This is a genomic window from Butyrivibrio sp. WCE2006 (assembly GCF_000701985.1).
Classification (GTDB): domain Bacteria; phylum Bacillota; class Clostridia; order Lachnospirales; family Lachnospiraceae; genus Butyrivibrio.
Map to the genome: position 1 here is coordinate 187,233 of NZ_JNKH01000004.1, position 14,873 is coordinate 202,105.

12 protein-coding genes and 1 pseudogene are annotated in these 14,873 nt (G+C 32.4%); 10 read left to right on the forward strand and 3 right to left on the reverse strand.

What is annotated here, in order from left to right; translation table 11 throughout:
• The first annotated feature begins 16 nt into the window (after nt 1–16).
• The 10 genes from T501_RS04935 to T501_RS04980 all read left to right on the forward strand — a co-directional run bounded on the left by T501_RS04935 (nt 17) and on the right by T501_RS04980 (nt 11,876).
• On the forward strand, nt 17–469 hold the full coding sequence (locus T501_RS04935; protein WP_044913645.1) for a lasso peptide biosynthesis B2 protein: 453 nt from the start codon (nt 17–19) through the stop codon (nt 467–469).
• Between the two features lie 2 nt (nt 470–471).
• Nucleotides 472–2,166 carry an ABC transporter ATP-binding protein gene (locus T501_RS04940; RefSeq protein ID WP_044913646.1) on the forward strand — a complete coding sequence of 565 codons (1,695 nt, stop codon included), beginning with the start codon at nt 472–474 and terminating at the stop codon, nt 2,164–2,166.
• On the forward strand, nt 2,163–2,858 hold the full coding sequence (locus T501_RS04945) for a response regulator transcription factor (RefSeq protein ID WP_044913647.1): 696 nt from the start codon (nt 2,163–2,165) through the stop codon (nt 2,856–2,858). Before T501_RS04940 ends, T501_RS04945 begins: the two co-directional genes overlap by 4 nt.
• Nucleotides 2,859–2,876: 18 nt before the next feature.
• Nucleotides 2,877–3,713: a sensor histidine kinase gene (locus T501_RS04950; RefSeq protein WP_044913648.1), complete on the forward strand. Its 837-nt coding sequence runs from the start codon at nt 2,877–2,879 to the stop codon at nt 3,711–3,713.
• Nucleotides 3,706–4,710: a glycosyltransferase family 2 protein gene (locus T501_RS04955; RefSeq protein WP_050008144.1), complete on the forward strand. Its 1,005-nt coding sequence runs from the start codon at nt 3,706–3,708 to the stop codon at nt 4,708–4,710. Before T501_RS04950 ends, T501_RS04955 begins: the two co-directional genes overlap by 8 nt.
• A 215-nt stretch (nt 4,711–4,925) precedes the next feature.
• Nucleotides 4,926–6,464 carry a glycosyltransferase family protein gene (locus tag T501_RS04960; RefSeq protein WP_044913649.1) on the forward strand — a complete coding sequence of 513 codons (1,539 nt, stop codon included), beginning with the start codon at nt 4,926–4,928 and terminating at the stop codon, nt 6,462–6,464.
• 98 nt (nt 6,465–6,562) lie between these two features.
• Nucleotides 6,563–8,110 (forward strand): DUF6020 family protein, encoded by a 1,548-nt coding sequence (locus T501_RS04965; RefSeq protein WP_044913650.1) that lies wholly within the window; start codon nt 6,563–6,565, stop codon nt 8,108–8,110.
• Between the two features lie 105 nt (nt 8,111–8,215).
• Nucleotides 8,216–9,310 carry an acyltransferase family protein gene (locus T501_RS04970; protein WP_207641179.1) on the forward strand — a complete coding sequence of 365 codons (1,095 nt, stop codon included), beginning with the start codon at nt 8,216–8,218 and terminating at the stop codon, nt 9,308–9,310.
• 95 nt (nt 9,311–9,405) lie between these two features.
• Entirely contained in the window at nt 9,406–10,356 is a 951-nt protein-coding gene (locus tag T501_RS04975) for a glycosyltransferase family 2 protein (RefSeq protein WP_050008145.1), read from the forward strand.
• A 26-nt stretch (nt 10,357–10,382) separates the two neighbouring features.
• Entirely contained in the window at nt 10,383–11,876 is a 1,494-nt protein-coding gene (locus T501_RS04980; RefSeq protein WP_044913652.1) for a glycosyltransferase family protein, read from the forward strand.
• Here the strand turns inward: T501_RS04980 and T501_RS04985 are convergent, their stop codons facing one another.
• The 3 genes and pseudogenes from T501_RS04985 to T501_RS04995 form a co-directional block, all read right to left on the reverse strand.
• Entirely contained in the window at nt 11,877–13,358 is a 1,482-nt protein-coding gene (locus T501_RS04985; RefSeq protein WP_044913653.1) for a glycoside hydrolase family 5 protein, read from the reverse strand.
• A gap of 54 nt (nt 13,359–13,412) precedes the next feature.
• Nucleotides 13,413–14,411 carry a glycosyltransferase gene (locus tag T501_RS20020; protein ID WP_050008146.1) on the reverse strand — a complete coding sequence of 333 codons (999 nt, stop codon included), beginning with the start codon at nt 14,409–14,411 and terminating at the stop codon, nt 13,413–13,415.
• 236 nt (nt 14,412–14,647) lie between these two features.
• Nucleotides 14,648–14,873, reverse strand: a pseudogene (locus T501_RS04995) (IS4 family transposase); the annotation flags it as partial.

Below are 14,873 nucleotides of genomic sequence, written 5' to 3' on the forward strand. Positions count from 1 at the left end.
AGTTTGGAGTAGCAATATGAGTTTGATTGGAAGAATATACAGGTTTATCAGATATAATGAACATAAAAAAGTAACTCTACAAGCTTGGATATTATCTGCACGATTCAGGTATCAAATGCTTTATGAGAATACAGCAAAATTACATAGCAAATGGGGATTAGCGGGACAGGAATCTCAGGATGATGCAACACTTGATGAATATAGATTTGCTAAAAAAGTTTCTTATGCAGTTAATCAGGTTTGTAATAAAACCAAATGGGAGAGTAAATGTCTGGTAAGAGCACTTACAGCACAAAGATTACTTACAGAAAAGGGAATAGATTCAACACTTTATCTTGGATGTAAAGAAGATGTAAATGGAAAAATGGTGGCTCATGCCTGGATAAGGTGTGGAAGGTTATATGTTACCGGAGGAAATGGAGCTGCAGAAGGATATGCTGTAGTGGAAAAGTTTAAGGCAAGGGTATAGGAATGAGCAAGGTAGAAAAAATAAAACAATATTGGAATAAGAGAAATGATGCGAAGGTATATTTTAAATGGGTTTTGGGATATACAAAACCTTATATTCCTCAGCTTTCTATTTTAATGTTATTTGATCTTATCGGGACACTAATGTCTGTAGGTATGGCCATAATTGGAAAAGAGATGATAGATAGAGCAACAAATGGCAATCTTTCTGAACTTTGGACAATTATAGCCATGTATGTTTTCGTCATATTTGCCAGTCAGGGATTGGGAATCGTAAGTAATCTTGTATCGGTAGTTGTTTATGAGAAATTTGGATTTGGCATAAGGAAAAAGGTATATAGGCGTATTCTTGATACAAGCTGGATTGACATTTCCAAATATCATACTGGTGATTTGATGACAAGACTTACAAGCGACGTTGGAGCTGTAGCAGATGGAATATCTACTACTATACCTACAATCATAAGATTGTTTGTGGAACTACTCGTAACTTTCTTTACACTTGCATATTATGATTTACGTTTAGCGGTATTTGCACTTATGGTAGCTCCAATAGCGATGCTTGCTAGTTTTTGGCTTGGGAAAAAGCTTAAATATCTCACTGTCAAGGTACAGCAGACAGAATCTAAATATCGCTCATTTATGCAGGAGAGTCTTGCAAACATTCTTATTGAGAAATCATTTTGTCTTGAAGATTATTCTGAGCAGAGATTAACTCAGCTCAGAGACGAGCGTATTTACTGGGTATTTAAAAAGAACAGAACCAGTATGTTAGCTTCTGCTGCAATGGGAATGTCTTTTCAACTTGGATACATAGTTGCCTTCGCATGGGGAGCAATCTGCATTGCAAATAAGACCATTACCTATGGTACTATGACGGTCTTTTTGCAATTGGTTAATAGAATTCAGGCACCTATTGTTGGTCTTGCACAGCTTGTGCCTAAATTAATATCTATGCTTGCTTCTGCAGGTCGTATTATTGAGTTACAAAATCTGCCACGTGAGGAGTATATTGGAAAAGTTATAAAGCCTGAAGGTATAGGCGTTAAGGTTACTAATGTATCCTTTGGATATACGGATGAACTCGTTTTTGATGATGCGAGTATTGAATTTAAACCGGGTGAGTTCACCGCAATTGTTGGAAAATCTGGAATTGGAAAGACCACACTTGTAAGACTTATAATGGCTTTTACCAAGAATATGCAGGGAAATATAGCTTTTTATAATGCTAACGGTGAAATGCTTGATGCCAGTCCTGATGCCAGGAATTTTATAGCTTATGTGCCTCAGGGAAATACATTATTTAGCGGCACAATAAGGGATAATATACTGATGGGCAGAAAAGATGCTTCTGAAGAAGAAATTAAGGATGCACTTATTAGTTCGGCTGCCTACGATTTCATAAAGGACTTTCCTGATGGGATTGATACTGTAATAGGAGAAAAAGGCGTGGGAATATCTGAAGGCCAGGCACAGCGTATATCAATTGCCAGAGCACTTGTAAGAAGAGCTCCATTCCTTATCCTGGATGAAGCTACATCGTCTCTTGATGAAAGTACGGAGCTTCGTGTCCTTGATGGAATACGTAAATGGAATCCTGCGCCTACATGTCTTTTAATTACGCATAGAAGATCTGTATTACAGTACTGCGATAGGGAAATTCAGATTGTTGATAAAAAGATGAGGGAAGCAATATGACCAAGCTTTTGATGATCGATGATGATATAGAAGTCCTAAAAATTAATAAAAAATTTTTTGAAGAAAAAAACTGTCTTGTTGAAGTAGCTGATGTTGCTATAAAAGGCCTTCAACTTGCAAAGACTTTTAATCCCGACTGCATACTTCTCGATGTAATGATACCGGATCTTGATGGTTTCTCGCTTTGCAGAGAAATCAGAAAAATTACTGATGTGCCGATTTTGTTTTTATCAGGAAAGGTATCAGAGGATGATAAGATTGAAGGATTTGAATCCGGTGCTGATGATTATATTGAAAAGCCATACAGTCTAAGAGAACTATATGCCCGCATTCAGGTAAACATAAGAAGGCATACAAGAACAAACAGGCTAAAACAAGAAAGTATGACGATTAATTTAAATCCCTTTTTTGTTGACATTGAGAATCATAAGCTTATGTATGGTAATGAAGAGATAGCTTTGTCGAATAAGGAATATGATCTTATCTTATTTCTGGCTCAGAATATTGGAAAAGAAATAACTTTCGAAGAAATTGGGTATAGGCTATGGGGAACCTACATAGAAACTGACAGGCGTAATGTTATGGTTAATATGTCGAGACTTAGAAAGAAAATAGAGAGCCAGACCGGAATCGATAATTTGATTGAAACTGTCTGGGCAAAGGGATATAAGCTTGTAAGATTAAAAAACTAACTTTTTTAAGAGGGGAAAATGGATAAAAAAAGAGAGTTCCTTCAACCTTCAGTTGATACCGATACTATTGCTGAATTATCACAAAAGCTTATAGAGGTAAATAATGAGCTAAAGCATTCTGAGCATGAGAGAAAAATGGTGCTCGAAAACATATCGCATGACCTGAGGGCTCCGCTTACTGCAATAAGAAGTGCGATAGATTATCTTGTTTTAAAAAGTGATGACTCTTCCAATACGATTTCTAAAGAAGAACTGGATACATATTTAAAACTATTTGATATGAGAGTAAAGACTCTTGAAGTATTGGTAAATGATCTGTATTACCTGACGTGTATTGACAGCGGTAGTGATGGTTTTGAATTCAAAAATATTCCGATAGCGCAATTTTTGGAGGAATACTTTTTTTCAACTGAGATTGATGAAAAATATAAGGACTATAATCTAGTTTTAGATGTTCCGGAAGATATGAAGGATTACGTTAAGCTGGATATAGCTAAGTTTAGCAGGGTTTTGGATAATCTATTTAATAACGCAAGGAAATACTCTGATTTTGGGAGCACGATATCCTTAGGGGTATATCGATCAGGAAATGAGGTATGCGTTTATGTAAAAGACAATGGTCGTGGTATATCAGATAAAGCTATTCCGTATATATTTGACAGGACATATAGAGAGTCTGATTCAAGAACCCCTGAAAAGGAAGTAAGTAGTGGTCTGGGACTATCTATAGTTAAAAGTATTGTTGAAAAACATAACGGAAAAATTGAATGTAAAAGCAAATTAGGTGATGGCAGTGAGTTTCTTATATATTTGCCTATATTAAATGAACTGGATAAGCGTGAAATAAATGAATAAAGTTAGCATAATTGTTCCAATTTATAATGGTGAAAAGTATATAGATAACTGTGTAAAGAATCTTAAAGCTCAGAGCTACTCTGATCTGGAATTTATTTTGGTGGACGATGGAAGTACAGATAAGACACCTCAAATATGTGATGATTATGCGATAAAGGATGAGAGATTTAAGGTTGTACATCAGAAAAATGGTGGACTTAGTGCTGCAAGAAATGCGGGAACAAATGCAGCGACAGGTGATTACATTGTTTATGTAGATGTGGATGATGACATTGAAAGTAACCTTGTTGAAGACAATGTTAAGCTTGCTATTGAGAATGATGCAGACGTTGTATTTTACAGCTTTTGGTATCATAACCTGGATACAGGTATAAGAACTGAGAACAAATATAATGGCTATTTTTGTGGAAATGACGAAGAATTCTTTTGTAATAAGCTAAATGACACTGTTGATACAGAGGTTTTTAATGCACCATGGAATAAATTATATAAAATTAGTTTTTTGAAAGAAAATAATTTAATTTTTTTACCGGAATATCCGATTTATGAGGATATTATCTTTGCGTCAAAGATGCTTCAATATGCTAAGAGAATTGTAGTTAATCCCAATAGATATTATGTCTATTATCTTAGAAGTTCCGGAAGTCTTCTAACAAAGTATGTTGATGGTTACTATGACAGTGTGACAAAATTCTACGATAATTCAATGGATTATTGTGAACTACATAAGAATAATCAAATGCAAAAGAACAAGCTATCAAATCTTTATATCAGATTGGTAACAACAAATCTGAAGCAGATCAGTTGCAGGGAGCAATTTTCCTTAAAAGAGAAACTTAATAGAATTTCGTATATATGTAATTATGGAAAATTTCAAGAAGCGCTTGGCAGTGATGGAATCGAAAAAAGAAAGAAGTTAATTAGATTCTTGGTATTAACAAAAAATTATATTGGGATTTTGGTTATGTATAGAATTAGGAATACTCTGAAAATTTGATTGAATTCGTGAAGCAAAAGAAAACATATGATGAGAGTTTTGAATAAAAGAATTACATTTATTCAAGTATTAAGAGCTGTTGCTTTTATAGTTTTTTTTATCTCATTATAGTAATGAAGTGCCTTCGAAATTAGGTCATATGAGTACATGTTTTTATGTTAATAGTATTTCTTATACCAAATGATGGAAAAAAGTTTAAATGTTGAGAGGGAAGTATGTTATTAATTAAGAACCATATTAGAAATGAGAAAATCCTTTTACTATTAGGATGTTTTTTTGTTGCATTTTTAATAATATCAATATGTTCAAAAAGTTCTTTCCTTTATCCTTTGAATAACTGGGGGGATGCGGGATGCTACTATGTCGAGGGAAGAGGAATTCTTGAAGGTATGGTCCCATATAGAGATCTTGCTGAGCAAAAAGGACCGGGAATATTTTTTGTATATGCCCTTGGGTTATTGGCATCAAAAACAAGCTTTATCGGGATTTTTTTAATCGAAGTAATTTGTGCGACGTATTTCTTGTATTATTCAATTAAAACTGTTTCAGTTTTCTATGATACGAAGGGATATGAACTGATTATGGCAGCGCTGCTTTCAGCTGCAGTATATGCATCGTATGTTAATAGACATGGTGGTGGCCCTGAGGAAATGTCATTGGCACCTTTTTCGTTTATGCTTTTTCTTGCAGTCAGATATGTGATAGGAGATTTACTACCATCTGCAAAACAAATGATAATTTTAGGAATAGGTGCAGGGCTGATTTTTTGGACAAAGTATACTTTATGCGCTATTTATATTGCACTTCTTCTTTTTATGATGATTCACTCCTTGATAAGGAAGGAATCAACACGTTTTTGGCGGCAGATTTTCTTTTTTATAATTGGATGCATTATTATTTCGATCCCTATTTTAGTTTTTTTTGTAGCTCATGGTGCATTAAATGATCTATTTACTCAATATTTTTATAATAATATTTTTCTTTATAGAACAAATGAACGTATGAACCAAGGAATTTATGCCAACCTAATAAGAGGTGTTAAATATTTGTTTAAGCTAAGAAATGTTTTTTCTGTTGGATTAATCTTTTTTGGATTTTTATGGATGATTATAAAGAAAAAATATAATTTATTTATTGGACTAGGCGCTTCTTTTTTGTTTTCGTTTTTTGTGCTTAATGCTGGTACTGTGCAAAGATACGGGAATTTCCCACTTTTTATTTTTTGTACATTTGGATTTTTACCAATTTTAGATGTTCTTACAAAGAAAGGTATTAAATGTAATTTTGTAATAAATTTTTTGATAATAGTTTCGTCGACACTCATTGCATATAAAGTTTGTCTACATACACATGACATTCTAAAAAGTAAAGAAGATATGCCACAATATACGTTTGCTTATGAAATGGAGAGCTATAATATTAAAGATTATAAAATGCTATATTATGGAGAGTTGGATGCAGGATTCTATTTCGCAAGTATGAAAATGCCGACATGGAGAGCTTATGCTCAGCTAAATCAGGGAGGTAGTGAATTAAGGGATGCTCAGAATGCATATGTAAATAACCTTGAACCTGATTTTATAATTTCTGAAAAGATACTTTGTGATTCTACTGAATACGATAAAATTGTAGCTGAATATGATGGAAAAAATCAAATAGTTGAATTTGATAATTTTGGATATGAATTGATTGATAAAAAGACTTTTTACTATGAAGAATTTAACCATGTGGTAATGCTGTATAAGAAGAAGTAAAAAAGACTACTTTATTCTGGTAGATAATATTAAGCATGTATACATGGATAAATGTTTTAATGATATGGATATGTATATAAAGTCGAAGAGGACAGATAATGAAAGTATTAACAAAAATACCAATAATATTTTTTTTCTTAATATTTGCTATGGTATTTGCAATAACTCCCGTATATGCGCCAGAATCAAGTTCGAGTTTTAATATTGTATTGTTTATATTTGGAATAGTGATTGTAAGTGTGATTACATATATAAACAGTAAAGTTATCATAAACTTGGGAAAGAAGAGCAGTAGCATACCAATCAGCGATAAGCATTTTTTTATAGCGAGTTTTGGAATTTATGCAGTAATTGGCTTTTTAATGCAATTGGTATTTTTTCCGGCAACCTTATCAAATGATACTATTGTTGTAATACGTGGTGGAATGGGAGTCTCAGGGCAACATCCATGGATGTATATAGCTTTGCTTAGAGGAATTGAAAAGATAGTTAAAGCATTAGGAGGGGCTGATAATGAAGTCTTCATAATTTTGGCATTCTTACAAGTGTTATTTGTATCTTTTTCATACAGCATATGTACACTATGGTTGAAAAAAAGAGGTTTAGCTAAAGTACCTTTACTAATAATCAGCTTGTTTTTTGCTACTTGCCCTATACTAAATTTGTATATGGTAACTATAATCAAAGATGTGCCATTTGCTATTGGAACTTTACTTATAATCCCCATGATGTATGAAATATGGGAGAGCAAAGGAGACAAATTAAGTGATCGCAGTTTTTTGATAAAGTTTATGGCTTGTACTGTTCTTTTTTTCTTTAGAAGTAATGGAGTAATAGTATGTGTACTGCTTACTTCTTATCTTATGATTGCTTATAAAAAATATATAAAGAGTGTTTTGGCATATTTGACTTTTGTTTTTATGCTTATTGGCATGACGAAATTGGTGCAAAATGTTGCGCATGCTCCTTATAGGTTCAGGGAGGCTGTAGGAATTCCAATACAGCAGATAGCAGCTACAGTTTGTAGCAATGGAGAAATAACCGAGGAACAATACTCATTTATAGATAGATTGTTACCAATCGAGGAAATAAAAAACAATTATGATCCATATAATGTTGATACATTAAAATATGGTTCTATTGAACTGGATAGTGATTTCTTGAATGAAAATAAACGGGAATTTCTTAAAGTGTGGGGACAATTGCTTTTTAAAAATACTAATATTTATATTGACTCATATTTGAGGACAACATATGGCTTTTGGTCATTTTCGAACAATAATACAAAAATGCGGTATACATATATTGGAGCATTTGCAGATCAGTTTATGTATTACGATTGGATGGAATCTGAAAATATTAAGCCAAAATCTATTTTGCCATCAGACATACAAACAGCTTGCGAAGAACTAATTAATTCTATTTCATTTTTTCTTGGGGCCGGAGTAATGGCGTGGTTAATATTGTGTATTATGGCAGCACTTGTTCTTAAATATGGTTGGAGCATTTTGATTGTAGGATTGCCATCAATTTTATGCTGGGCAACATTATTAATTTCTACTCCAATAGCTTTTCAATGGAGATATGCATTGTCTTTTGCATATGCATTGCCTATATTGTATGGTATTTCCATGATTAAACAATGATAAATTTGAAAAACAGAGATGTTTAGCTTATTTGTGATGACATGAGATTGCAGGAGGAATTAACAGTATGGAGGATTATATAAAATGGTAATTCAAAGTCCCATTATGAAAAGAAATTCAGGAATAGAATTATTAAAAGTCATTGCGATTTTCCTAGTAGTATTTACACATGTAAGTAACAGCCTTTCAGCGGAACAACTTTTGAATATTAAATATCCCGTACCGAATTTTAATATATTTTTTGTTTATTTTGCCAAGCATTTTGGCGGGATAGGAAATATTATTTTTGTTGTATGTTCAAGCTGGTTTCTATGTGATTCAAAAAGAATTAGAATTGAAAAGATTTTAAAAATTATAGTTGATGTATGGATTGTTTCAGTATCTATCTTTATTATTTATTTTCTTTTTGGATTAAGGGCTAATCCATACTTTCTAGTTACTGTTTTTTTTCCAAATCTATTTGGGACGAATTGGTTTATAACATGTTATATGATTCTTTACTTAATTCATCCAGGACTTGTATTTATTACAGATAGTTTAAAGCAAAGGTCTCATGCTATTGTATGCATAATAATTTTCACTGCGTATTTTGTGCTTGGATTTATTCGAAATGAATTACTTTATAGTAGTGATTTAATAGTATTTGTTTCTATTTTTATTATTGTTAGCTATATAAAAAAATATATGAATGATTTTCATAGTAACATAAAGTGCAACCTTTTACTTTTGTGTATAAGTGTACTTGGTCTCATAGGCTTATATAGTTGTTTATATTACTTAAGTATTACTGTGTCAGTATTAGGAGGTAAATTTCTAATTACTAGTTTTAATAATAATCCATTTGCGTTGTTTATAGCAATTGCTCTTTTCAATATCTTAAGCAATCTAGAGTTTTATAACAAACTAATTAATAATATATCCAGCATGTCTTTATTGATTTATATTTTTCATGAAAATAAGTGTTTTAGGTTATTTACCAGAGAAAAAATATGGCTATGGCTAATTGATAGATTTGGCATGAGGTATCTGATTATAATGATTATTTGCTTTTCATTTTTCCTTTTAACTGTGTCATGTATTTTGAGTTTTTTATACAAAAAAATCTCCAGTAAATTTGTATTGGAGTTAGTTGAAAGAATAGGAGATTTTTTGATAAAAGTTGGCTACTTGTTCTCCAATAAACTTATGAATATCAAATAATAATATTTACTGAAATTAATTTTATGGACACATAATTTTGCAAATTGAATATACTAGGGAATCGTGATTCCTTTTATAGATGCTGAGGATTTAAGATGAAAAGAGATCTCATTAGTGTAATTGTGCCAATTTATAATGTTGAGCAATATCTTGATGAATGTATTAGGAGTATTGTAAATCAAACATATAAGGACATAGAAATAATATTGGTTGATGATGGATCACCTGATAATTGTGGCGAAAAGATTGATCATTGGGCGAAAAAAGATGAACGGGTTATTGCCTTACACAAAAAGAATGGTGGATTAGGTGATTCTCGTAATTATGGATTTGCACATTCTACCGGTGAATATATTGCCTTTATTGATTCAGATGATTTTGTTGATAATAAATATTTTGAAAAATTACTTACACTTTTAAAACAAGAAGATGCTGATATGGCGGGGTGCAGATTCTTTAGAAATAATATCGATAATAAAGGGTATAGATATCCTTATCCAAATGAAAAATATAGGTTTGTAGGGGATAAAGAATATTTCCTGGAACGCTTGTATAACGATTTTGGGGTTTTTTGCGTAGCATGGGGCAAACTTTATAAAAGAAGTATTATTACTGAGAACATGTATCCCAAAGTTAAGATAAGTGAAGATGCACTTATTATTAGGGAACTGGCATATCGTTGCAATAAGATAGCATACATCCCTGATGCACTTTATATGTATAGGGACAGACCAAATAGTATTATGACGGTCCAAAGAAAGGGAACATTGGAAAATGAAAAACAAGTAGTGATGTGGCTTGAACGAGATATAGATTTCTATAAAGGAATACATAATAACAAATTGCAGGCAATAGCAGAAAAGGCATACTGTTATGTATTGGCAAATGATTGGAATAAGCTTGATAGAGAATGTCAAAAATATTTCCAAAGCAGATACTTTAAAGCATTAGTGCATATGATATTTAATAGCGGAAATAGATTTGCTGTGAAGTGTAAGTACATGTTATTGGCCTTTAAAATTATATTTAGAATAAATGCTTGGTGAGCCTTGTATGTGTACGGAGGTTAGAATTGAAAAACATTGAAAAGGTAATCTTAACTTTTATTATTTTTGTAACAATGGGGTTGATTATTCTCTTTGGCTTAAGAAAAGTAAATTATCATTGTGATGAAATATGGACCTACGGATTAGCAAATAATATTGGTGGGATAAGTCCAAATTTTGAGATAGGAAAAGCTTATAGTGGAATGGGGCCTTTTGAAAGTTTTACAGAGGTTTTGAATGGAGAAGCATTTAGTTATGCTAATGTTTGGGAGAATCAGGCTAAGGATGTTCATCCACCTTTTTATTATATTTTAATACATACAATAAGCTCAGTGTTCAGGGGATCATTTAGTAAATGGTATGGAATTGGGCTTAATATTTTCTGGATGATATTGATTTTAGTATTTCTTTATATGCTTACAAAAGATATTGCTAAGAATACAACTGCATCATTTGGAGTAATAATAGCCTATGCTACCTCAGTAGTGTTTATGGATACTATGCTACTCATAAGAATGTATGCCCAGTTTACATTTTTTGTAATTTTACTTATTTATTTATTTGAAAAAAACTGGGATAAAAAACCGGAAAAGCAATTTCTTATAAAGCTATGTGCTACTTTATTTCTCGGAATGTTAACACATTATTATTTTCTATTTATAGCATTCTTTATGTGTCTTGTGTATGGCATAAGATTGATAATAGCAAAGAATAAAACGGATATCAGAAATTATATCATTTCTCTAGGCATAGCAGGATTGTCGTACGGAATTGTCTGGTACCATATTATAGCGCACATATTTAATGGATATAGAGGGGCAGAGGCGATTAGTAAAGCTACCAGCTTTGGAGGTCTTATAAGTGGCTTTATAGGAATGTGCAACCTTCTTAATGAAGAGGCCTTTGCCGGATTAATAATAGTATTTATTATTTTATGCATTATATTTTTATTCCTTCACATAAAAGAAGGTTCATTAAGATTGAATTTCACAGGGTACCTGTTTCTGTGTGGTGTATTTTATGTATTGATTGTAGGAAAAATCTGTCCCAAAATTACTACCAGATATATTATGCCGATAGCCTGGATATTTATTATGTGTGCATTTATTGCATTTAGGTATATATTAAATATCTTTGTAAAATCAAGCATATCTGAATACATAGTTATTGCATTATTCTGTTTGCTTTCTGTTGTGAATATTGTAACCAGGAACTTTTATGTACCTATGGATTATTATAACGCAGATCAAATGGCGGCTATAGAATGCGCAGAAGGAAAAAATGCAGTTGTATATATTGATGTTGATTGGAAAATTCTATATGATTTTGTTATTCTTCAAAAAGCCGACAGTTATATTTTTGCAGATGAGGAAAGTTTTCAGCAAATAATTGATGAACAAAAGGATGATTATATTGTTATCATCAATGTTGATGATAACAATGATAACCATATAGAAACACTTGATGCTCAGCTTTTATATGAAGATGGCAATAATTTCTACTATCTGGTGAAAAAGTAATTAATAGAAATTAACAATTACTGATAAATCACCATTTTCAATAGCTTGCTTATATTCATTTTGTGATGTAGCAGAGTAGGCGCTGTTTATTCCTATCCTAACGTAGGTACTTCCTTGTGGGATAGGAATATTTTTTTCTATGAAGCCATTCCAGTCATTTATTTTATCAATCATTTTATTATTCGAATCAAAAAAATAAACGTAATGGATTCTATGATCAGACATTTTATTCCTTATAGATAAACCAACATAAATCGATTCCTTGTTTTTGGGAATAGGGTATGAGCCGTTTCCATCGACATTTAATATTATGGAACCCCAATTTTTATCTTCTATGAGATCACCAGTCTGCTGATTAATTGACATATACTGGAATTGTTTCCAATCTGATAATAAGTTTGTATCTTTTGAAGTATAAGGTTTGGGACTCATTATGGATGAAATCATAGACTCGTTGCATGTTAATGAGTTCCTGTCAACTATAGCAAAATTACTACCATTATCCCAATATATGCATTTTATTCCATGATCAGTAGCACGAGCAATGTAATTTGAAGCATGTATAGCTCTGTACTGTGCTGGTGTATATGTATCTGTGGTTCCCCATTCATCAATAATCACAGGAGCGCCAATTTTTTTTGAAAAAGATTGAACTGATTCGAAAAAGGGTTCAAGTGACTGATCAAATGCTGAAGAGTAGTCATGGACAGACACAATCAACTTATCAGTTGAGGTATCTTTAGGCAATACAAACGCATTTTGGAATTTTTCGCCACTGGAATGAAGGAGAGGGGGTACAACTAAAATTCGATTGGAATTATTCTTGCCACTTTTTCTTACAACATCAACAAATAGCTGGTTTAGTTCATTCATCTGATTTGCAGCTCTTTTTCCAAAACTCCAGTATTTTTCATAATTATCAATCTCATTATAAGCTTCAAATAATAAGTGGCTATCATAGGAAGAAAAGGTAGAAGATATTTCTGTCCATAAAGAAGTAGCATCAGCTTTTATTTTGCTGAATTCTTTTTCATTTACACCGGCATGTATAAGTGAACCGTCATGATGAATGTTAATAATTACATAAAAATTATCTGATATGCAGTAATCAACTACTTCTTTAACTCTGCGTAGCCAGTCGGGGTGAATATGCAAAGATCCGGTTTTATCACGATAAGTGTGTGTATGCCAGGTTACAGGTACCCTAATGACATTAAAACCTAAAGATTTCACATAATCGATTTGAGCTTTTGTTACTTCAGGATTACCCCATATAGTTTCCTGCGAAAGATTCCCATCACCGGTAGGGTCGCCATAATGCGAATCAAGAGAGTTACCAAGATTCCATCCGGTATTCATTTCCTCTATAAAATTTGTGGCAGACAGGGATACCTCTGCAGATGCTGAACTTGAAATAGTATTTATGGAGCAAATTGTGATTAGAAGTGCAGCAAACAGCATTCTGGAAAAATTGTTTTTCATTTTAAAATTCTTTCCTATTTGATATAAAAATTTAATCGAACAAAATCAATCAGACTAATTATATTTATGTTTAAATTCTCTTTTTACAACAAGATAAAATATGGGAAAACAGTGTCTTGCTAAAAAACGTGAACAAAAGATTGTTATTTTATTTGGTTCTGATGAGTATTTAAACAATTTTTTGTAATTGTCGTAGTAATGATTGTATAGGTCCTTAATATGCTTTTCTGATTTATGCCAGGAGTTTAGTTTGCACTGAACTCGTAAGCGTGCAATTTTTGCCAGTGCAAATAAAAGATATCGAAATGAAAATGATTCATCTGTTGACTTAAATATTTCGAAAATCTTTATATATACATTGGCAGCTTCTGTAGCCACATCTTTTGTCCCGGCACCCGTAATGCTTTCACTTCTTATCCTATACCCGTATAGCCTTTTATTGGTCCATACAGCTCGTTTGATTCTAACAGAACAAAGAGCATTAAATAAGATGTCCTGATAAGCAGTATTGGGCTCGAAATAGAGTCCTTTAATCAATGAGGCGGGATAAAGTTTATTCCATGTCCAGCCTATAGGACCGGTAAATGCATCTGCAAAGTGTTCTATATATTGAGCATGATTTTCAATTGTAAAGGCATCGTCAGATGTTGTTGTAAATGATGGTAAAGAGATTCCATCTTTAAAAGCTGATTCATGACATAAAGCGATGTCTGCATTGTGATCTACTATGTGATTAACTAAGATTTCTATGAGATCAGGATGGAGAACATCATCCGGGTCTGCAAAATATACATATTTACCTGAAAATTTATCAAGAGCAAGATTTCTGGCATTGGAGACACCACCATTTTTAGTGGATTGTATTACTTTTATTCTTGAATCTTTGTTAGCCCAATCGTTACAAATCTCTAAGGAATTGTCAGTTGAACAGTCTTCAGAAAGGATAATCTCAAGATTTTTATATGTCTGTGAACATAATGTGTTTAGAAATTCATCTAAATATTCGGACACATTATATACTGGTACTATTACGCTAACTAATTCATACTTCATTTTATAATCATGTTCCTTCAATAATTAATTACTGAAACTTCGCAGTTACAAAACTGCGGTTGAACCTTGATAATTCAATAAAAATTGGCAATTAAGTACCAATCATGCTGCCTGAAGATGACGTTGCATGGATGGTGTAAGTGCAGATACAAACTTGTCTATCATTAAAGATATTTATTCTTCATCGAGATCAAATTCTTGTATCATCATGTTTGAGACAATCTCCATAATGATGTTAAAAGCATAGATGAATGTTACATCGGCCACCTCATCCATGAAGTATGCAAACAACTCGCCTAAAGTTCGAGGATCTTCTGATTCGCGATTTTCTACTGCAAGCATCATGTATCGAGTAAATACGATTGCAACATGCGCTGTCATAGCATCATAAGAAAGAGACTTACATTCTTTTGCCAGCTTGAGATAGCTTTTACACATCTTGAAGAAAACCTCTATCTGCCA